This window comes from Clostridium magnum DSM 2767 (genome assembly GCF_001623875.1).
GTDB classification, from domain to species: domain Bacteria; phylum Bacillota; class Clostridia; order Clostridiales; family Clostridiaceae; genus Clostridium_AM; species Clostridium_AM magnum.
Genome location: NZ_LWAE01000007.1, coordinates 1 through 22806 on the forward strand (window position 1 = coordinate 1; position 22806 = coordinate 22806).

20 protein-coding genes are annotated in these 22806 nt (G+C 32.3%); all 20 read left to right on the forward strand.

What is annotated here, in order from left to right; translation table 11 throughout:
- The first annotated feature begins 373 nt into the window (after nt 1–373).
- The 20 genes from CLMAG_RS32650 (at nt 374) to CLMAG_RS22490 (ending at nt 22439) form a co-directional block, all read left to right on the forward strand.
- A complete protein-coding gene (locus CLMAG_RS32650) occupies nt 374–511 on the forward strand; it encodes a hypothetical protein (protein ID WP_161487022.1) in 138 nt (45 codons plus the stop codon).
- A gap of 309 nt (nt 512–820) precedes the next feature.
- The gene (locus CLMAG_RS22405) at nt 821–1033 is read left to right on the forward strand and encodes a helix-turn-helix domain-containing protein (protein ID WP_153041003.1); all 213 of its coding nucleotides are present in this window, start codon (nt 821–823) and stop codon (nt 1031–1033) included.
- Between the two features lie 273 nt (nt 1034–1306).
- Complete coding sequence (locus tag CLMAG_RS31095; protein WP_082832046.1) at nt 1307–1870, forward strand: TolC family protein; 564 nt, start codon at nt 1307–1309, stop codon at nt 1868–1870.
- Nucleotides 1871–1886: 16 nt separating this feature from the next.
- Nucleotides 1887–2441, forward strand: coding sequence for a TolC family protein (locus tag CLMAG_RS31100; RefSeq protein ID WP_161487023.1), 555 nt, complete (start codon nt 1887–1889; stop codon nt 2439–2441).
- Between the two features lie 32 nt (nt 2442–2473).
- A complete protein-coding gene (locus CLMAG_RS22415; protein ID WP_066627820.1) occupies nt 2474–3634 on the forward strand; it encodes a TolC family protein in 1161 nt (386 codons plus the stop codon).
- A 302-nt stretch (nt 3635–3936) separates the two neighbouring features.
- Nucleotides 3937–6390, forward strand: a complete 2454-nt coding sequence (locus CLMAG_RS22420) for a cell wall-binding repeat-containing protein (RefSeq protein WP_066627823.1) — start codon at nt 3937–3939, stop codon at nt 6388–6390.
- A gap of 162 nt (nt 6391–6552) precedes the next feature.
- Entirely contained in the window at nt 6553–8004 is a 1452-nt protein-coding gene (locus CLMAG_RS22425; RefSeq protein ID WP_066627833.1) for a cell wall-binding repeat-containing protein, read from the forward strand.
- Between the two features lie 365 nt (nt 8005–8369).
- On the forward strand, nt 8370–9410 hold the full coding sequence (locus CLMAG_RS22430) for a hypothetical protein (protein ID WP_066627837.1): 1041 nt from the start codon (nt 8370–8372) through the stop codon (nt 9408–9410).
- Nucleotides 9411–9441: 31 nt separating this feature from the next.
- Nucleotides 9442–10128, forward strand: coding sequence for a YveK family protein (locus CLMAG_RS22435; protein WP_066627840.1), 687 nt, complete (start codon nt 9442–9444; stop codon nt 10126–10128).
- An 18-nt stretch (nt 10129–10146) separates the two neighbouring features.
- Complete coding sequence (locus CLMAG_RS22440) at nt 10147–10914, forward strand: tyrosine-protein phosphatase (protein WP_066627843.1); 768 nt, start codon at nt 10147–10149, stop codon at nt 10912–10914.
- Between the two features lie 85 nt (nt 10915–10999).
- On the forward strand, nt 11000–11713 hold the full coding sequence (locus tag CLMAG_RS22445) for a CpsD/CapB family tyrosine-protein kinase (protein ID WP_066627846.1): 714 nt from the start codon (nt 11000–11002) through the stop codon (nt 11711–11713).
- Between the two features lie 230 nt (nt 11714–11943).
- The gene (locus CLMAG_RS22450; protein WP_066628394.1) at nt 11944–12606 is read left to right on the forward strand and encodes a sugar transferase; all 663 of its coding nucleotides are present in this window, start codon (nt 11944–11946) and stop codon (nt 12604–12606) included.
- Nucleotides 12607–12619: 13 nt separating this feature from the next.
- Nucleotides 12620–13669, forward strand: a complete 1050-nt coding sequence (locus tag CLMAG_RS22455; RefSeq protein WP_066627849.1) for a mannose-1-phosphate guanylyltransferase — start codon at nt 12620–12622, stop codon at nt 13667–13669.
- Nucleotides 13670–13741: 72 nt separating this feature from the next.
- Nucleotides 13742–15100: a UDP-glucose dehydrogenase family protein gene (locus CLMAG_RS22460; protein ID WP_066627853.1), complete on the forward strand. Its 1359-nt coding sequence runs from the start codon at nt 13742–13744 to the stop codon at nt 15098–15100.
- Nucleotides 15101–15157: 57 nt separating this feature from the next.
- Nucleotides 15158–16240: a GDP-mannose 4,6-dehydratase gene (gmd, locus tag CLMAG_RS22465; protein WP_066627856.1), complete on the forward strand. Its 1083-nt coding sequence runs from the start codon at nt 15158–15160 to the stop codon at nt 16238–16240.
- Between the two features lie 15 nt (nt 16241–16255).
- Nucleotides 16256–17191, forward strand: a complete 936-nt coding sequence (locus tag CLMAG_RS22470; protein ID WP_066627859.1) for a GDP-L-fucose synthase family protein — start codon at nt 16256–16258, stop codon at nt 17189–17191.
- A 12-nt stretch (nt 17192–17203) separates the two neighbouring features.
- Nucleotides 17204–18496: a glycosyltransferase family 4 protein gene (locus CLMAG_RS22475; protein ID WP_066627863.1), complete on the forward strand. Its 1293-nt coding sequence runs from the start codon at nt 17204–17206 to the stop codon at nt 18494–18496.
- Nucleotides 18497–18506: 10 nt separating this feature from the next.
- A complete protein-coding gene (locus tag CLMAG_RS22480; RefSeq protein WP_066627865.1) occupies nt 18507–19061 on the forward strand; it encodes an acyltransferase in 555 nt (184 codons plus the stop codon).
- Between the two features lie 178 nt (nt 19062–19239).
- Nucleotides 19240–21282: a hypothetical protein gene (locus tag CLMAG_RS22485; RefSeq protein ID WP_066627867.1), complete on the forward strand. Its 2043-nt coding sequence runs from the start codon at nt 19240–19242 to the stop codon at nt 21280–21282.
- On the forward strand, nt 21279–22439 hold the full coding sequence (locus tag CLMAG_RS22490; protein WP_066627870.1) for a glycosyltransferase family 4 protein: 1161 nt from the start codon (nt 21279–21281) through the stop codon (nt 22437–22439). The genes CLMAG_RS22485 and CLMAG_RS22490 overlap by 4 nt, the downstream gene beginning before the upstream one ends.
- Nucleotides 22440–22806 lie beyond the last annotated feature (367 nt).

Below are 22806 nucleotides of genomic sequence, written 5' to 3' on the forward strand. Positions count from 1 at the left end.
CAACTGCAGCAGCTGTAACAGCATATGATAATAATCCAGTATACACAGATACAAACTTAGATAAAATTGAAGCTATAAAGGCACAAGGTTCAGCAGCACAACTTGTATTAGCTACTAATACGCTTAAAAAGACCTTGCTGGAGCAGCAATTGCGCCAACAACTTTAGCTTCAACAGTATATAATTATACAGCAGCACCAAAAACTACTTCAGATTTCTGGTATGCAACTGCTGGTAGCACAGAATCAACAGTAGTTATAACATTTGATAATGTTATTGATTCACATAGTGGAGTTAAAACTGATGACTATACATTCGTTATAGATGGAGAATCAGTAAAAGCTGATGCTGTTCAAATAGTTGATAATACTTTAGTGTTTAAATTCAACACTGCTGATAAGGCTACTAAGTTTGTTGCAACTAACAAAGTAGGAGTAGCTCTAAAGAATACTGCAATTAATGTAGAAACTCTTAAGGATGCTGATGGAAAACTAATATGTACCATCAACTGATGACACTACTAAGACAAGTTGTTATTCACTAATTTAAAATTATATAGTGTTATTGATTAAAATACACAAATTGTAAGATGAGAGGGTAGCCCTGGAGCTATCCTCTCATTTTTAGTTTTAATAGAGAAATAAATTAGCATAACTGAAAAAGTATGGAAATACATATATCCTTGTGGTAAAATTATACTTAATAATTGATGTTAAATTATTAAACAGAAAAGTAATAATCACATCACTGGCCCATTAACAGAAAGTGAAAGTCTTCTTCCAATAGTACAGCTTCAGTTTTGGTAGACAAGCTTGCAGGGAATGTTAACTAGAGTTAGAGATGTAGATGACAGGAGAAAAGTGTTAATATGCATAACAGATAAGGCCATGGAGTTAGAAGAAAAGATTAGTGGCGAATTTACTGAATATCTTAAAGAATTAATAAATCCAGCTACAGATGAAGAAGTTGAAACTATTTTTAAAGGACTTGAGACTTTGACAAAGGTAATAGAGAATGGTGATCAAATGAAGTAAAATCTTAACCAGATAGGAGTATTTGGGTGAGTAACTACTGAATAAACAGGAGAAGTATATAAAAATGTTACAAAAATGTAAAAGTTCTATGTGATTCTATGATGTATAATTAAGAATATAACCTTCTGATATTTTCTAAATGTGGAATAAGTTATGAGTAAATTAAAGAAGGAGATAAATATATAATAAATACTTCTGAAAATAAAACAACAAATCTAACTTAATTACTAAGTAGTAAGATATGAATAGTAATAGTAAACGAGGAGGGAAAGTATGAAAAAAATTAAAATGCTGGTTTCAGCAGGATTAATAATTGCAGCTTGTTTAAGCAGCAATACAGTTTTTGCAGCATCAAATACCTTGGATATAGATTCTGTCCTAGATACTGCTGTGCAAAGTTCAGTAACAATAAAAAGCATTGATATCAGTATTCAGAAGAGTGAAAACTCATATAAAAAAGCAGTAAAAGATGCATCAGATTATGATGAACAACTAGATAATTTAAAAGGCAGTGATGATGCCTCAAAGCTGCAACTTATGCAGTCTAGGGATGATGCCCCAGCAATACAGAAAAATGCCTTATACCAATATACTAATAAAAAAGAAGTCGCTAAGAATGGAGTAAACTTAAGTGTGTATCAGCAATACATTACTTTATTAAATTATAAGGATACTGTAGATACAGAGCAAAAAAGATTGAATAATGCAGAAGCAGATTATAAAAAAGCACAACTGCAACTGGATATGGGAATGGCGTCAAAAGGAGATGTGTTAACAAAGCAATCAGCCTATCTTGCTCAAAAGGCTAAATTTAATTCTGTAAAAAGACCAATATGATTTGCAAACAATGCAATTGAATAAAACAGTAGGAGTACCTATTGAAACTAAATATGATACTCTTTTAAAAGATAAAATTACAGACAAGCCCTACATAAGAAGTTACAATGATTATTTAAATGATGCCTTAAAAAATAGAGCTGAGATTTTAAATGATCAAGATACAATAAAGTTGAAACAGTTTGAATTCCTTACTATAAAAGGAGTTTATCATTATAATACTCAAGATGAATATAAAGATGGACAATTTTATATTAATGAAGCACAGAATACTTTAGAGAATGATAAAATAGAAATTTCAATAGAGATTGATAGTCTGTATAATGATTTACAAAATAAATCTAAACAGCTAAAGTCTAAAAAGGAAAACGTTGAATTTACACAAAAGGATTATAATCAAGCATTGCAGAAGTATAATTTAGGAATCATAAGTAAAATGGATTTAGATTCCAAAGCAGTAACACTCCAGGATGCACAAAATAGCTTAAAAACACTAGAAAGAGATATATGGTTATCACAGACTAAACTCAATTATGCTTGTGGTATCGGTGCAGATACTTCAAAGCTTTAATGATCCAAGGCAAAATTAAGGAGGAAAATTTAATGAATAAAAAGGTTAGTTTATTAATTGCACTAGTAATGTCTGTAGGAATAAGCAGTACTACTTTTGCAGCAGATACAACAACTACTTCAAATGGAACTAATATAAATATAACACAAAGTGCTACTGGCACAATAAGCCTTACTTTAGTGGATGCACTAAATAGTATAGAAAAGAATAATACAACAATAAAATTATTAGATCAAAAAATAAAACTTACTAATAGACAATATGATGATGCTCATCAAAAGGCATTACAAATTAGTACTAGCGGTAAGAGTGCTGTTAACTATTCTGGAGATAGCTATGCTGGTGTAAAAATTCAAGAAACAGTAACACCGCTGCAGGCTAGTCAAAATATAGAATATGCAAAACATGATAAGGAAAGCAAATTAAAAGACTTAAAAGTAAGTCTAGAAAAGTACTATATGGATGCTTTAAATTGTGAGGATCAAATAAGAAATATAAATAGTACTATTGAAAATATAGACAAGCAAATAGAACAGACAAAAGCAAAAATAGCTCAAGGAACAGTAACTTCTGATGCAGTGGATTCACTAAATTTACAAAAAAGTCAGAAATTAGCTACGCTAAATACTCCGAAGGCACAGATTGAGCAGGATATTTTAAATATAAAGCAGATACTAAACATAGATTTGAATAGTGATGTAGTATTAGCTCCTGTAACAAAAGAGTTTGTAAAATATGATGATAGTAAAATAGAAGAGATAATAAATACTGCTGCAGAGAACATCTATAGTATTCATAAAGCGAATAACAATATTCAGTTGTTAAAAATGCAAGCTGATATTTATGCAAGATACTATTATGTAGATAACACTAATGTTCTAAATTCTCAATTAAACTTACAGGATGCACAAAACACTTTACAAGATACTATAATCCAAAATAAAATAACTTTGTGGCAAGCTTACTATACTGCAAAAAATTACGAAGATAATATAGCAACAGCACAGGTAAGTGTACAAAATGCTCAAACTAAATACGATAATACTCTTGCTAAATTTAATTTGGGACAGGTAGATAAGCTTCAAGTAGACTCTGCTAAGTTAGCACTAGATAGTGAAAAAATTACTCTTCAAAAGGCAGTAAATGATTATATGGTAAATGTACAGGCATTTATCAATCAGTTAACACAATAAATATTACAGCTAATAGATGATTTTAATCATTTATTAGCTGTTTTTTTATTGTAGAAGGTATCTATAAGAAATCAGCTAAATAGCATAGTAAAATTTCTGCAGTCTAGCAAATGCCAAATTAGAAGGGAAAACTTCGCATAATTATTGGAAAAAATTTATTATTGTAGTATAATATAATTACTTTAGCTAAAATAAAGGAGTTTTTTACTCTTGTAGAACAAATTCAAGGGCGTGGACATTCTTTGCGCAGATGAATTATTAATTAAACTTTATATTTTATAAGATAAATGGGGGGATGAATAATGCAAAAGAAGATAAAAAGAGCTTTATCAGCAAGTACTATTGCATCTTTACTGGTAACAAGTTCAGTAGTATCTGTAAATGTAAAAGCAGCAACGACCACACCGTCAGAAAACCCAAGATTATGGGGTTCAGACAGATATGAAACAGCAACAAAGGTAGCACAAACTGGATGGACAAGTACTTCGGATTATGCTGTAATAGCAAGCGGAGAAGGATATGCAGATGCACTTTGCGCAGCACCACTGGCAAAGGCAAATAATGCTCCTATCCTTTTAACTCAAAATGGTGATTTGAATGCAAATGCTTTAAGCGAGTTAAAAAGATTAAATGTAAAACATGCATTTATTGTAGGTGGAACAGGAGTAGTATCTCAGAATGTAGAGGACAAAATTAAGGCTCAAGTTGGTGATGTTCAAAGATTAGCAGGACAGAACAGATATGAGACTTCAGTTAAAGTAGCTGAAAAGCTAGGAACTAATTCAAAAATAGTACTAGCTTCAGGAGAAGGCTATGCAGATGCTCTATCAGCAGCACCAGTGGCAGCTATAGAGGGAATGCCAATACTTTTAACACAAAGCAATACACTATCAACTGCAACAGCTGAGTACATAAAAGCTAATACAGGTATAACAAAAACCTACGTAATTGGTGGATATGCTTCAGTTAGTGATGTAGCTATGAACTCAACTCCAGGTGCTGAAAGAATATATGGTTCAGACAGATATGCAACTAATGCAGCAGTAATTAATAAATTTGCATCAGATTTTAACTTTAACAAGGCATATTTTGCTCTAGGAAATGGACCAACTGGTAATGAATTTGCAGATGCTTTAACAGGTTCTGCATTAGCAGCTAAAGACAAAGCACCTCTAATAATAGTAGGAAAAGAATTAAGTGATAGCACTAAAGAACTTATTAAGACAAGATTAACTAAGAATACTACGATAACAGTGCTAGGTGGAACGGCTAATATAGCAGATTCCATGGTAAGCGATGTTATTACATTATCAGCCACAGGCACAATAACTCCAGGTGGAAGTTCAGGTGGCGGAAGCTCAAGTAGTAATAGCGCAACTTATTTAAATACTACAAATACTTCATTAGGAACTATAAGTGGTCCTGCATATATTACAATTGCAGGTGTAGCACTTTCAAACGGAACTATAAATGGAGACCTTTATGTTAAGGCTGATAGTACAACGCTTTCCGCTATAACAGTAACTGGAACACTTTATTTGGATCCAGGTGATGGTAAAAGTGTAACCCTTGACTCAGTGACTGCTGCAAATGTAGTAGTTCAGTCAGGTGGAAGTAACAGTATACATTTTAAAGGCAATACAAAAGTTGATAAATTAGTAATAGCAGCTGTAAACAATAATGGTAATAAAGTAAGAATAGTAATAGAAGGAAATATAGATATAAAAGTGACTGAAGTAAATTCACAGGCAAAACTTGAGGCGATTGAAGGATCCTTTGGTGATGTTGAACTGCAGCCAAGCACTGCAAATAAGGCTGTAGAACTTATAGGAGCCTTTGACAAACCTGTTATAATCAAAGGAAATGTAGATGTACAAACTTCTTCAGATACTAATATAGCAGCACTTGTAGTTGCTGCAGATGCAAATGCAGATGAAATAAAGGTTGAAGGTAGTGGAAATGTTACTAATATTCAAATTAGAAATGCAAAGGTAACAGTAACTATAACTAATGACATAATCGTTGTAACCGTAGTATCTGTACCTGATGCTAGAGTAACTGCCCCTGTGCCAGTAGTTATAAAACCTATAGATCAAATGACTGATCTTGATTCCCTATCATATAATGATATTACAACATTTGTATCAGGAATATATACTAACAACATTGCTACTTATATAGCAAAGCATCCAAGCTTAAATAACTACTTTACAGTAAATACAGAAAGTGGTATCAATGTTCAATTAAATAAAGACAGCTTAAATTCATTAAGTACTGCATTTGATACTGCTCAGAGTAAGGACTATGCTACAATAAAAGCAAAATTAACTAAAGTACAGGAGCAAATTGATTTACATTCTTCATATATTAAAGTTGATGGAGTACCAGTTAAAGAATTCTTAGGAAGATTAAATTACTCACCATATATCACTACTAATGGAGATATAAATGTGTATGAGGTTGCAACAAGAATATTAGACAAAACATTAACTTACGAAATATTCAAAAATAACTTAAAAACTAGAATAGAAGCAATGTATAATACTAGCAGTGCTGCTCCAAAATTAAGTATTAGTTATGCAGGTTTCTCTAAAGAGATAACTAAAATAAGCAAAGATGGTAAAGTTATATACAATACTTCACTTTCAAGAGAAGCTAACATAACAAATCTATTAAACCTTGGAGACTCAACTCCAGGAACATATACAGTATACTGTGGAATGGACTTCTTTACAGTAAAAGTTTTAGCTAAATAGGTTATTGAGTAAAAATAAAAAACTCAGGTATTGTACCTGAGTTTTTTAATGAACTGATGAAACCTCAGCTGATTGAAGTTTAGGGTTATTGATGTTAAAATAACAAATACAATGATGTAATTAAGTACTTTCATATTATAAAAATAAAAAGGAGAATAACACATGGTAGTGAGAAATAAAAAACTTATGAGTGCTATTTTAGGAGTTTTAGTAGCAGCTTCTATAAATGCTTTAGGATCTTCTTATGTATCTGCAGCTTCTTCTAGACTTGGAGGACAAGATAGGTATCAAACAGCAGTAGCAATATCAAAAGAAGGTTGGGCAACATCCGATTATGTTGTACTTGCCAGCGGTGAGGGTTATGCAGATGCATTATGTGCAGCGCCTCTTGCTAAAAAATATAATGCACCAATACTTTTAACTGGTAGTCAAGAATTAAATAGTACTACAAAGGAAGAGATAAAAAGATTAGGAGCAAAGCACGTATTCGTTATAGGAAAATATGCTTCCGTTTCTCAGCAAGCAGAAAGTGATTTATCAGCAGTTGTAAGTGATATCAAGCGTCTTGGAGGAAATGATAGATATGAAACCTCTGTTATAGTGGCGAAGGAAATTGGTCCAATTAATGCAGTGGCTGTAACTTCTGGTTATGGTTTTGCAGATGCTCTTTCAGTAGCTCCAATAGCAGCTCAGAAAAATATGCCTATACTTTTAACAGGTAAGGACGGATTACCGGAAGTAGTTCAAAACTATATTAATGATAACAAAGCCTCTATAAGTAACTCATATATAATAGGTGGTTCAGGAGTTATAAGTGATAGTACAGCGCAGCAGGTTTCAAGTTCAGCGGTAAGAATTAGCGGCCAAAATAGATTTGAAACAAATCTTAAGGTAATGGAGTACTTCGCAAAGGATTTAAAATTCGACAATTTATATGTAGTACAAGCAGATGGTCCTACAGGAAACGAGTTTGCAGATGCACTTTCAGGAACTGCTTTAGCAGTACAAACCTCATCTCCTGTAATTTTAACTTATAAAACTATTCCAACAGCTACAGACAGCTTTATAAAGAGTAGTATAAGTGGAAATACAAAGGTTGTGGCCCTAGGTGGTACTGCTGCAGTTCCAGAAGCTATTGTAAGTACCCTTGAAAACTATGTTACAACAAGCAGTGGAGAGCAGACAACTACTCCTCAAACTCCAGCAGCTGGTGGCGGCGGGGCAGCAGGAGGCGGAGGTAGTACTTCAGTAACAACTGATGCAGATGGTGATGTGGAAATTATATTCTCAAATGGATCCAAATCTGAATTTAATATTAATAATGAAAGTTCTATTGATATAAGTGATAACTTTAATAATAATAGACTTACTAAAATAAGAGTCTATTCAGCATCAGCAAGAACTTTAAAGTTATCAATGAATGGTTTGCCGGTTTCAAAAAGCGTAAGTGCTGGATGGACAGAATTGAATGTTCCTGCTGATTTTGGATTGACAGATACAGGAAGTACAGGAATAGCACAAGGTGCTCTCGACCTTATATGCACAGGTGGAAAGTTCAATCTTTCAATAAGTAGCGATGGCAGTAGCAAAACTATAGAAGTAATCTATAAATAATCAAGTGTCATTATAGAGCTAATAGATTGATAGTTTGTCCGATGACTACCCGCTCTAATACTCCCATGCTTTATATGAAAACCCTCTTCCTATGTCAGAGGAGTAAGCAATTCACACCAAATCATAGATTTGGGCTCTCTGATTAAATGGGAGTAAAGAGCGGATACGTCCCTGGATTCGTTCAACTAAGAATCAGGTGGAGTTTGAAACTCGACCTGATTCAAGTTTTCACTTCATTAGCTCTTTTCCAGTTATATGTGGAAGTTAAAGTTAGTAAGGCTAAAAATATTATAAGTTTACGTATAAAAGAGATAATGATAAAATAAATACGAATATATAAAATATAATTTCTGAGGAGATATACAATGACTAAATTAAAGAATAAGAAAAAAATTAGTATATTTTTGTCTGTTGCCTTAATTTTAATTGTATTACTAGGTGTATTTTTCACATCATTATTCTCCAATTCTTCCTATGTCCAATCAGATATAAAGATATCCTCTGAATTAATAGATAAAATTAGAGAAGCCCAAAAACAAGGTGCTACCCTACAGCTTAATAATGAAGAGTTAAATCAGGTTAAAAATATGTATTTTAAAGGACAAATGACTTCGGGAAGTATTACAGTTAAAGGAATATATCCTCATATATTAAATAATGGCCTAAAACTTTATATTCCTATATCCTACAAAGGATATAATTTGTTAGTATCCTCAGAAGGTAACTTAACTTTAGATAATAACAATATTCAGTATAAATCATCATATTTTAAAGTTGGAACTATAAGAATACCTAATAGCTTAGTACTAAATAAGCTAAAAAACTATTTGAAAAAGGGAGTATCCATAAATAGTGAAAATATAGTATTAGATAAGTCTATGATATCCTTACAGATCAAATCTCTCCAAATTAAAGATGAGAAGCTTTTACTGGGCGTAGAAAAAAGTTCTACTACAATAGAGGAACAGTTAAAAGCCTTAGAAAATAAAACTAAAAGTTCATTACAAGGTGGTTCAAAAAGCTTATCAACTACAGATACTGAAGAAAATTCAATCATAGAAAAAAGTGATGAACCTTCTAAAAAAGAATCAGCAGATAATAGTTCCTCACAACCTGCAAAAAATACCGAGGAAATGAATCAGGCATTTGACAGAATAAGCAGTGGTTTAAATGCAGCTATGTCTTCTGTGAGCACCAGTGGACAAAAGGCTGTCATATCAGAAATGATCTCTGTAATAAACAGTATGAAAGGCAATCCATCAATGGATACTTACTCAGCAGCTAGTGGTGCCAGAGACATATACAAAAACTTGTCCCCTAGTGAAAAAGCAGAATTAAAATCCGCTGTATTTTCTAATATAAATGGAAATGATATCAACATAGTAAGTCAAATGTTAGGGAAATAAGTTTAATATAACTAAGGAGGAATAGCGATTTATGGATGAAGAAATAACACTGGATTTAAGGGATTTCTTTAATATACTAAGAAAAAGATTAAAATTGATAGTTGGTATTACTGTTTTATGTACACTAGTTTCAGTAATACTTAGTTTTTTTGTGATCAAACCAACCTACCAGGCAAAAACTAGTATTGTTATAGGTAAAACAGATAGCGAATCAACTGTTGATAAAAGTCAATATAATTATAATGATGTTATGATGTTTCAAAAGCTTGTAAAGACCTATGCAGAAATTGGAAAATCCAGAGCGGTTGCAGAAAATGCTTCTGCTAGAGTAAAGGGTGTAACAGCAGATCAGATTCAAAAAATGGTCACAGTAACACCCCAGGCAGATACTCAAATTATTGAATTTAACATTGAAAATAACGATCCAAAACAAGCCTATCTTATAATCAATGCAGTTAGTGAAGCTTTTATTCAAGAAGCTAAAAGGATATATCCATCAGGAAATATTCAAGTTATGGATAATGCAAAGACCCCTGAAAAGCCTATAAAACCAAAGAAGGCTTTAAATGTAGCTATAGCATTTTTTATAGGATTAATGGCTTCTGTTGGACTTGCTTTTGTACTGGAGTATATGGATAGTACCATAAAAACAGAAGATGATATAAGTAGATATTTAGATTTACCTGTCATAGGCATAATACCTAAAAATATGGAATAGTAAAAAGGTGATATAATTATGATAGATATACACAGTCACATACTTCCAAGAATAGATGACGGAGCAAAAGACATAGATACCACACTTAATATGCTTCAAATTGCAATAGATAATGGAACGGCTAAAATAGTAGCCACTCCCCATTATAGAACTGGCTATTTTGAGAATACTTATGAAGACGTAAAGAAAGCTGTGGACGAAGTTAATAGTGTAATCATAGATAAAGCTATGGATATACAGGTGGTGATAGGTCAGGAAATATTTTTAGACAACCATACTATGGGAAATTATAAAAAAGAGGTAGTAGGATGTATAGGGAATACAGAATATATGCTTATAGAACTTTCTATGGATGTACTGCCTAAAAATGCAATAGATATAATATATGAGCTTAAGTTAAAGGGAATAAGGCCTATAATTGCTCATCCAGAAAGATATAATTATATAATAGAAAAACCTTCTATAATAAATGATTTCATAGAAGAAGGGTGTCTTTTTCAAATAAATGGAGGGAGTATTACTGGATTATTTGGAAAGAAGGTACAGAAAACCTCCGAAGTTTTAATTCAACATGGCGTGTGTGATTTTATAGCCTCTGATGCACATTCAACAGGAAGGCGTTGTCCAGGCATCAACGAAGCTTTTAAAGTATTAGAAAGCTTAAATAGAGACCTAGCTAAGAGTGTTGTAAATAATGGACAAGTTCTCTTAAATAATGAAAAAATACATTTAAATGCTCAAAAAATAAAAGAGAAAAAAAGTTTATTTAGTTTTTTCAAAAGATAAAATTAGAAATATAATTAATTTACGAGTTTATATTAGTTTTGCAGTAATATAATTTTGTATATTATGGATAAATGGAGTGGAAAATATGGAGAAACCAGATATTATATCAGTTAAAAGTCCTAAATCTCCTATAGCAGAAGCTTATAGGACTTTAAGAACTAACATTCAATTTTCATCCTTTGATAATAAAATTCAAACTATAGTCGTAACCAGTTCAGGACCAGGAGAAGGAAAATCTACTACAGCATCAAATCTTGCTGTGGTTATGGCGGAGAGTGGAAGTAAGACAATATTAATAGATTGTGACCAAAGAAAGCCTAGATTACATAAGGTATTTTTAACCACCAATGAAAGGGGTATATCAGACTTACTTGTAGGAAAGGTAAAGTTTGAAGAAGCTGTTCAAGAAACAAAAGTTCCAAACTTAAGTATTTTGACATCAGGCACAAGACCTCCCAATCCATCAGAACTTCTAGGTTCAAGTAAGATGAGGGCCTTTATAGATGCTTTGAAGGAAAGATATGAATACATAATAATAGATACGCCTCCAATAATAGCGGTAACAGATGCACAGCTTCTAGCAAGTCACGCAGATGGCTCTCTTTTAGTAATAGCCTCTTCACAAGCAGAAAGAGAAGCAGCAGTAAAGGCTAAGGAGCTTTTACAAAAGGTTAATGCTAAGATACTAGGAGTAGTACTAAATAAGTTAGAAGTACAGGAAAAGGGTTATTACGGATATTATTATCATTATTATTATGGTAATGATGGTGGAAAGAAAAAGAAGAAAAAAGGAAAATAGAATTTTAGTATTTATGGAAGAAGTCTTGATTAAAAAAAGGACTTCTTTATTTTGCGTTAAAGAAAAAATAAATTTAATTCAAATATAAGTGAAAATAAAATTCGTATTAAAGATATATTATATCATAATTTTACTTGGATTTTATTAACAATTGATTAAAAATAGGTTGTTAAAGCTATTATGCGGTATTATAATGTAATTAATATTATTGCAGGAAAGGTTGGATGGATATGGAAGAGGTTAAGGAAAACACTACCGCCATTCAGTGTATGGATACCTATAACAAGAGCATAGGATATTATTTTTTTAAAAGAGTTCTAGATATTTTTGGATCCCTGTGTGGAACTATACTTTTAAGTCCGGTTATGATAATAGTAGCTATTGCTATTAAAATAAATTCTAGGGGACCGGTGTTTTTTGCTCAAGAAAGAGTAGGTAAGGATGGCAAGAAATTTAGAATGTATAAGTTTAGATCTATGGTAATAAATGCAGAAGAAATTTTGGACAAACTAAAAGATAAAAATGAAATGACAGGACCTATGTTTAAGATAAAGGGGGACCCAAGGGTTACTAATGTTGGAAGGTTCATTAGAAGGACAAGCATTGATGAATTACCTCAATTGCTTAATGTACTTAAGGGGGAGATGTCTTTGGTAGGACCTAGACCTAATTTGCCAAGGGAAGTTGATAAGTTTAGTGAATATCATAAGCTGAAGCTTTTGGCTAAGCCAGGACTTACTTGTTATTGGCAGGTTATGGGGAGAAGCAGTATTGGCTTTGAGGAATGGATGAGGCTAGATATTAGGTATATTGAAGAGCGAAGCCTTTGGGTGGATTTGAAGTTGATATTTAGGACGGTTTGGGTGTTGTTTGGAGATGAGAATGCGGCATAAGGGGGGGCTTAGTATGTTATGTGCACTAATTATGGCAGGTGGTAAAGGGGAAAGATTTTGGCCTTTATCAACAGATGAAAAACCAAAGCAGTTTTTGAATCTTTTAGGGAATGAAACAATGATTCAGATGACAGTGAAGAGATTGGAAGAGTTAATTCCTATAGAAAGAGTTTTTGTTGTAACCGCTAAAAGATATGTAGAATTAGTTAGAGAGCAGCTACCTAATTTGCCTGAAAGAAACATCATAGTAGAGCCAGTAGGTAAAAATACAGCACCCTGTATAGCACTTTCTGCTTTTATAATAAACAAATGCTACGGAGATGCATCTATAGTGGTTCTGCCATCAGATCATTTGATAGTAGATGAGAATAAGTTTAGAAAAACTATAGATATGGCGAATGAATTTGTAGAAAATTGCGATAGTGCTATTGTAACACTAGGCATGAGACCAGATAGGCCAGAAACAGGATATGGTTATATAAAATACAGCGAGATAGAAAAAACATTAGATGAATTTGAAATTAGAAAAGTAGATAAATTTGAGGAAAAGCCTGACTTGGACAAAGCTAAAAGATATCTAAGTGAAGGAAACTTTTTATGGAATGGTGGAATGTTTGTATGGAAGTGTTCTACTGTACTTAATCTAACTAAGGAATATCTGTGTAATACATATGAGGTATTGAGTGAAATAGCAGCTGCTTCAGAAGAGGAATTTAATAAAGTTTTAGAGAGCAAGTACCATCAGGTAGATAGTGTATCGGTAGATTATGGAATAATGGAGAAGGCAAAAAATATCTATGTTATACCTGCTGATTTTGGATGGGATGATATAGGAACGTGGTATTCTGTTGAGAGATATCGAGAGAAGGATGATAACAACAATGTTTGTGTTGGAGATATAAAGAATATTGAGGGAAGTAATAATATTGTCGTGAGTAAGGAAAAGCCTATTGTTGTTGTAGGACTTGATGATGTTTTTGTGGTAGAGAGCGATGATATTATTTTTGTGGGGAAGAAAGAGGATATTGAGAGGATTAAGGAGATAAAGAAGAAGGTTTGTTAACAACTACCTTAAAGTCATGTTTAATAATTGAGGGTATGCATTAGAACATAGAGGTTAGGGGAGAAGATTGAAATGAAAATAGTTGTAGCAGGTACTGGATATGTGGGATTAGTAACGGGAGCGTGTCTGGCTGAGGTTGGTCATAACGTGACATGTGTGGATGTTGATGAAAAAAAGGTCGATATGATGAAAAGTGGAATCTCACCAATATATGAACAGGGGTTAGATGAATTACTTGAAAGAAATTATAAAGAAAGCAGATTAAATTTCACAATTGATTACAAAGCAGCATACAAGGATGCAGATGTAATCTTCATTGGTGTAGGTACCCCAGAAAGAGAAGATGGGTCCGCTAACTTAGATTATGTATATAAGGCTTCCGAACAAATAGCTGAAAATATAGAAAAAGATTGTTTAGTTGTTGTTAAATCAACGGTTCCAATAGGAACTAATGATAAAGTAGAAGAATTTTTAAAGGAGCATTTAAAAAATGATGTTCAAATAGAAGTGGCTTCAAATCCAGAATTTTTGGCACAGGGAACAGCTGTTAAAGATACTTTACATGCTAATAGAATAGTAATAGGTGTTGAATCAAATAGAGCTAGAGATATTTTGAGAGAAGTCTATGAAAGATTTAATCAACCAATAGTTGTAACTAATAGAAGAAGTGCCGAGATGATAAAATATGCATCAAATGACTTTTTAGCATTAAAAATATCCTTTATGAATGAAATAGCTAACTTCTGTGAAATGGTTGGTGCGGATGTTGAAGATGTGGCAAAGGGAATGTCTTATGATCCTAGAATAGGAGACAAGTTCCTAAAAGCAGGAATAGGATATGGAGGTTCCTGTTTTCCAAAGGATACGAAAGCACTTCATTGGTTAGCTAATGATAATGGATATGAGTTAAAGACCATAAAAGCAACGATTGAGGTAAATGAAAATCAAAAGTATAAGCTGTTTAGAAAAGCTAAACAAAGATTTGGAAGTTTAAAAGGAATGAAAGTGGCAGTCTTAGGGTTAACGTTTAAACCAGGAACAGATGACTTGAGAGAAGCGGCGTCTATACCTAATGTAAGAAGGTTATTAGAAGAAGGGGCAAAAATCTTTGCTTATGATCCGGTTGGAATAGAGAACTTTAAAAGGATTTATCCATCAGAAATAGAATATGTAAATGACCCAGAAGAAACATTACAGGATGCAGATGCAGCTTTTATATTTACTGAATGGGAAGAAATAAGAAGTATAGATTTGGATGTTTATGAAGATTTAATGAAAGTTCCAATAATTTTTGATGGTAGGAACTGCTACGATGTTTCAGAAGTGGAAAAGAAAAAAATAGAATACCACTCAGTTGGAAGAAAAACGGTGGGCGTTTCACAAGACTACACTCAAATAATTGAAGAGGTAGCTACAGATAAAGAAAAATAGGTTAAAAAATGAAAAGTAAATAAGAAATAAGGTTGGTTAATGGAAGGTGGAAAATTCGTGAAAAAAGCATTGATTACAGGAATAACAGGGCAAGATGGTTCGTATTTAACAGAATTATTACTAGAAAAGGGTTACGAGGTACATGGAATCATAAGAAGGCATAGTACAATAAGTACAAGTAGATTAGATCCTTTGTTTGAGGATCCTGAGATTGGAAATAAGAAGTTATTTTTACATTACGGTGATTTAACAGATTCAAGTAATTTAAATAGATTAATAGAAAAGATTCAGCCAGATGAAATATATAATTTAGCAGCTCAATCACATGTAGCTGTATCCTTTGAGGTGCCAGAATATACAGCAGAAGCTACTGGTGTAGGAACCTTAAGACTTTTAGATGCCATAAGAGAAAGTGGACTCAAGTGTAAATTTTATCAAGCCTCAACTTCAGAACTTTTTGGAGGACTGCCAGATACAGCACCACAAAGTGAAAAAACACCATTTTATCCAAAGAGCCCATATGGGGTAGCAAAGCTTTATTCCTATTGGATAACAGTAAACTATAGAGAATCCTATGGAGTATTTGCGTGTAATGGAATATTGTTCAATCATGAATCTCCAAGAAGAGGAGAAACCTTTGTGACTAGAAAGATTACCAGAGCAGTAGCATCAATTATGGCAGGAAAACAAGAAAAGTTAAGTCTCGGAAATATGGATGCAAAGCGAGACTGGGGATTTGCTGGAGATTATGTTGAAGGAATGTGGAGAATACTGCAACAAGATGAGGCAAAGGATTATGTACTTGCAACAAATGAAACTCATACTGTAAGAGAGTTTGTTGAGCTGACCTTTAAAGAAGTTGGTGTAGAAATTCAGTGGAAAGGTACTGGTGTTGAAGAAAAAGGATATGATAAAGCTACTGGAAAACTTCTTGTAGACGTTAATCCAAGATACTTTAGACCAGCAGAGGTTGAACTTTTATGGGGCGATTCTTCTAAGGCAGAAAAAGAACTTGGATGGGAAAGAAAAGTTGATTTTTCTGGGCTAGTAAAAATGATGGTAGATGCGGATATGAGAGAAATTGCTGGGGTAGGTACTGAAGAATTTTTAGCACAGAAGGAAGCTGCAGTAACAGAATAGCGGGGAGTGAAAAATGTGAAAAAGGACAGTAAAATATATGTGGCAGGACATAAAGGATTGGTTGGTTCTGCTATAGTTAGAAAGTTAAAAGAAAAGGGTTATACAAATATAATCGGAAAGACTCACAGTGAGCTTGATTTAAAGAATTCATTTGAAGTTGAAGAATTCTTTAAAACAGAAAAACCTGAGTATGTATTCTTGGCAGCAGCTAAGGTTGGAGGAATTCTTGCAAATAGCACTTATCCTGCAGATTTTATATATGAAAACCTACAAATACAAAATAATGTTATAGGAATGGCACATAAATATGAAGTGAAGAAGCTAATGTTCCTTGGAAGTTCATGTATTTATCCTAAAATGTGTCCGCAACCAATAAAGGAAGAGTATTTACTTTCAGGATATTTAGAGGAAACTAATGAAGCTTATGCATTAGCTAAGATATCTGGACTTAGGATGTGTCAATTCTTCAATAAACAATATAGGACAAACTATATAAGCGTAATGCCTACAAATTTATATGGACCTTATGATAACTTTCACCCGGAAAACTCACATGTAATGCCAGCGCTAATTAGGAGATTTCATGAAGCTAAAGAGAAGAATGCTCCAGAAGTTGTAGTATGGGGAAGTGGAACTCCACTTAGGGAGTTTTTATATTCTGAGGATATGGCAGATGCTTGTGTTTATTTGATGGAAACATATGAAGGTAATAATTTCTTTAATATTGGGACTGGTAAAGAGATTAGTATAAGAGGACTTGCTGAAATGGTTAAGGAAGTTGTGGGGTATGAAGGTGAGTTAGTATTTGATGCTAGTAAACCAGATGGAACTCCTAGAAAGCTTCTTGATGTAAGTAGACTTGAAGCAGCAGGGTGGGCTTATAAGACTGAACTTAGAGATGGGGTTGAGAAGGCTTATGAATGGTTTAAGGAGAATTATATTAATAAGTAGAAGGGATTACCTATGGCAGATTTAAAGAAAAAGCTACTAGTATATGCTCACTATTACTATCCTGATGTTGCTTCAACGGGTCAGATATTAAAGGAATTATGTGAAGGCATGAAGGATAAATTCGATATTACAGTAATTTGTGTAGTGCCTAGTTATAGTGGAAAAGTAGATGAGAAATATAAAACAGATAAATACTACTATGAGAATATTAATGGAGTAAAAGTTATAAGGGTAAGAGTACCTGAATTTACCAAAGGCAATAAGAAAAGTAGAATTGAAAATCTATTAGTATATTTTTTTAGAGCAGTATGCTCAACATTAAAGCTTGAAAAGCAGGATTATATATTTACAATTTCTCAGCCACCAATACTTGGCGGAGTTTTAGGAGTAATTGGAAAATGGGTTAAAGGCGGAAAGTTAATTTATAATATCCAAGACTTTAATCCAGAGCAAACTGTAGCAGTAGGGTATAGTAAAAATAAGCTTATACTCAACATGGCAATGTCGATAGATAAATTTTCTTGCAAGAGAGCAGATAAGGTAATAGTTGTTGGGAGAGATATGCAAGAAACGTTAAGAAATAGGTTTAAAAATAAAAATGTGCCCAATAATGTTTTTATAAATAACTGGATTGATGAAAAAGAAATATATCCTTTACCAGATGATAATGAAAGAGTAATGGCTTTTAAAAAAAAATACGGGTTTGAAAACAAAATAGTAGTTATGTACTCAGGGAATATAGGGCTTTATTATGACCTAGAAAATTTAATTAAGGTCATTGAAAGATTTAAAGATAGAGATGATGTGGTTTTTGCTTTTGTAGGAGATGGAACTAAAAAGCAGGATATAGAGACTTATGTTAATGAACATAAGCTAAGAAACATTAAGTTTATACCTTATCAAGATAAGGCAGATTTAATTTATTCTTTAAATGCTGGTGATGTTCACTGGGTAGTTAATGCTAAGGGAATTAAGGGGGTGTCTGTTCCTAGTAAGCTTTATGGAGTTATGGCTGCTGGAAAGACTGTGTTTGGTGTTTTAGAAGAGGGGTCAGAGGCTAGGTTGATTATAGAAGAGTGTGGATGTGGAGTTTGTATTGAGCCTGTTAAGTATGATGAGATTTATGAAGAATTGAAAAAGGTTATTGATAATAATGATGAATATAGGAGACTTGGAATTAAAGGCAAAAGGTATGTTGATAAGTATATAAAGAAGGATGTTGCTATTAGGAAGTATAGTAGGGAAATTCTTTGTGAAGATGATGTAGTAGTAGAAGTTGATGCTAAGGAAAGAATAAGTATTTAGGAGATCGATAATGTTTAAAAGTAATTACTTTAAAATATTTATGAAATTGAATGGAGTTACTTTTGGTAAAAACTTAAACTTATTTGGAGTGCCAGTAATATTTAAAAAAAGTGGATCAGTATTAAAAATAGGAGATAACTGCAGCATAAAAAGTAGTTTTCTTTCTAATTTAGTAGGGTTAAGTCAAAGGACTATTATTGTTACCAGAACTAAGGAAGCAAAGATTGAAATAGGAAACAATGTAGGTATTTCTGGAGCTACTATATATGCTAGAAAAGGAATTTCTATTGGAGATAACACTTTGATTGGTGGTAATGTTAAGATATTGGATAATGATTTTCATCCTATAGAGCTTGAGGCTAGGAATAGGGATGATAAGGATATGATTAGGAGTAAGGAAGTTATTATAGGAAAAAGTTGTTTCATAGGATGCAATGCGTTGATACTTAAAGGCACTAGGATTGGTGATGGATCTGTGGTCGGAGCTGGAAGTGTTGTTAGTGGAAAATTTGGTAGTGGTGTTATAATTGCTGGCAACCCTGCTAGAGTTATCAAGAATATTTAATAGTCATAGAGTTATATAAAAAAGATAAGAATTATATATTGGATTTTAACACTAATGTATGTCTTATTTAAAACTAAATATACCTTGTATAACTTTAATTCAACTGAAAAGTTTGAGTTCGAAAAAGTTAATCTTACAAATAATGATGCAATAAGTATCAAAGCATGAGGTGATTAATTTGAATAAAAATAGAATATTTGACGCTATAGAGAAGACGAATGCTAAAGTAGTGGCATTTGATATATTTGATACGGTAATTCATAGGAGTGTATCTCCAAATCACGTTCATAGAATGTGGGCAAAGTATTTAATAGATTATTATGATTTAAATATGAGTATTAACCGCTTGGTATTACTAAAACTAAATTCAAGGCGCTTTGCCAAATTGCATAATGTAAGAAAAGGGCTTGATAAGGAATGTAGATATGATCAAATGACAAAGAGAATATATACGTTCCTAGGTATACAGGAATCATATAATGAATTTAATACTAGATGCATTGATTTTGAATTGAAGATAGAAAAAAAGGTTGGACATATTGATGAGAAATTCTTGGAGTTATATATTGAATTGCTTAACATGAATAAGGATATTATATTCATTTCTGATTTCTATCTGCATGGTAGTACTTTGTTTGAATTGTTGAAAGCAAAAGGATTAGATGTTAAAGAACAGCAAGTATTTTCATCTAGTGATTTCTGTAAAACAAAGATTACTGGTAACCTGTATCAATGTGTTATAGAAAAATTAAAAATCGAACCGGATAAAGTAGTAATGGTTGGTGACTCAAAGACAAGCGACTATCAAAATGCAAGACTGAATGGGTTAAATGCTTATTGTATTGACAGTTCTAAGTATTACGGTAGATATAAGGCATTTGAGAATGAATTCCAGAAAAATAGAATGTTTTTAGATTTACTTTTGAACGAAGGCTGGGTGAAAGAAAGAGAAATACCTTTTTCTCATGTTGCTTTTTGCATGTTTCCTTTTGTCGATAACTTATACAAACAGTTGCGTAGAGATAACAGAAGAAATGTATTCTTTTTATCAAGGGAAGGAGAGTTGTTTAAGCGATTATTTGATATATATCAAGAAATTACTATTCCTAACCAACAGGAGAGAATTAACACATACTATCTTAAAGTATCGAGACATGCAACATTAATTCCATCAATTTTTGATGTTGAAAAAGATAGCTTTCAGGAAATATATAAGAATTATCCCGATATTACATTAGAAGCTTTCTTAAAAAACTTAGGGTTAGAAAAAAATAATGCTATAGTTACTGAATTTGAAGATACTCTTATAGCAAAAAAAATGATTAACGACTTTAAAAATAGCAGTATATATGATGAAGTATTAAAATCAGAAGTTTTTCAGAGGGAATGTACGGCACGTGCAGAACAACAACGAGAATTATTCATCAGCTATCTTGATAGCTTTAATGTAGATTACCGTTCAGAGGGACTTTCCATTGTTGATGTTGGATATAGTGGAACAACACAGGAGAATATAAAGAAGATTTTTTCCAATGAAGTAGCAATGTATGGTTATTATATGTTTTCGTATGCAAATCCTAAAACAATGAATTCTATGAATCAAAAAATTGGAATTTTATACGATAAAAATAATAGTAAAAGAAAAAAAGACTATTTTGCATATAATTCTGCAGTTCTTGAGCTGATATCACTAGCATCACATGGTTCCGTTAATGACTATGTTACGGAAGGCAAGGCTGTTGCTCCAACGTATGATTTTATAGAAAGTGAAGAAACTGCATATAAAGAGGTTATATTGCCAATACAGAAAAATATAGAAGATGCAATGAGAAAAATATGTAGTGCTTATTCTCGAACAATATTTGTTAAGAAAGATTACTATAAGTGCTTTATGCGTCAATATCGAAGGTTTATTTTTAATCCTACATTGGAAGAAATGTCTTTGTATACTCAAATTCCTTTTGTTGATAATTTTGCAGCTTATGTAACCTACGATAGCTCTATAGTAAGGAAACAGTCAGCTTTAGTTAGCATTGTAAAGTTAATTTTAAGCTGTGGTAGGTTGATCAGAAAGCAAAATACCCATTGGGTGGCTGTTGCTCTGGATCGACTTAGACTAAGATTGTTTAATCCCTTATTATATACTTTTGCGCCGATATCTTTGTTAATTTTTGACTTACTGGAATTATTAGAAAAAAGGAAGAAGGGGTTATCATCATGAAAATTGTTCACATTTGTTTATGTGGAGTTGTAACTGATAATTTTTCTTACCAGGATAACTTGTTGTCTAAATATCATGTGAAATTGGGACATAATGTAACGTTCATTGCCTCTCAATGGTCATACGATACAAAAGGTATGTTAAAGTCTTTTAAGAAAAGTGATTATATGAATGATGATGGTGTGAAAATGCTTAGATTAAAAATGCGTGGAAAAGATGATTTCAGTAAAAAGTATAAACGCTTCTACGGTTTAAGTGAAGCATTGAAGATAGAGCACCCTGATATTATATTTATACATGGCTGTCAGTTCCCTGATATTGATAAAGTAGTTAACTATTTGAAAGAAAATAAGGTAACGAAAGTTTACGTGGATAATCATGCGGATTTTTCTAATAGTGCAAGAAATTGGGTATCAAAGAATATATTGCATAAAATTTTATGGAGACATTGTGCACAATTAATCGAACCATATACAACAAGGTTTTATGGTGTACTTCCTGCAAGAGTGGATTTTTTAAAGGATATTTATAAATTACCAGCGGAAAAATGTGAACTTCTTGTTATGGGGGCCGATGATGATAAGGTTGAAGAGGCACAAAATGAAGTAACGAGGAAATCCATACGTGCCCAGTACAATATTAAAGAGGATGAGTTTCTTGTTATGACAGGAGGTAAAATTGATCCTGCTAAGAAACAGACTTTGTTGCTTATGGAAGCAGTTAACCAGATAAAAGATCCAAGAGTTAAATTGATTATTTTTGGGTCTGTTACAGAAGATTTGAAAGATAAATTAAATAGTCTTTGTGATGGAAATAAAATTCAATATATTGGATGGATACAATCACAAGATTCTTATAAATATTTTGCAGCAGCAGATTTGGTTACTTTTCCAGGTAGACATTCTGTTTTTTGGGAACAGGTTGCTGCGCTTGGAATTCCAATGGTTGTAAAGTATTGGGAGGGTACTACTCATGTAGATTTAGGTGGAAATACAAAGTTCCTCTATAGAGATAGTACTAATGAGATTAAACAGAGTATTGAAAGTTTAGTTGATAGTGAAGAATATAATAATATGAAAAGAATAGCGTTAAAAAAGGGAGTGGAAATGTTTTCGTATAAAGAAATAGCAAAACGAAGTATTAATAGCAATGAATAAAGTGTTAAAACAATAGAGGTAAAATTCTCAGGTTATTAATCAAATTCCACAAAAATTATAGATTTATAAAGTTATAATTTTGTGGGTAAAGTTTTGCAAAAGTATATGAGATGAACTAGAGTATTTATTTTGCTCCGTATTCTTAAACGATTTTTTTATTGGTGAAAACTTATGTCTGTATTTTAATTTATGTACTTATGGAATAGGTTTTTGTTATATTAAATATTAGTAATAAGTACTTGAATTTCTGTTAGTATTTGGTTCATGATTTATATTATTTAAAGAATATCCATAAAAAAAATTTGAAACTAGGTCAAAAGAAAATTTTAATTAAAGAATAAATTGAAAAAAAGATAGAATTGTTTAA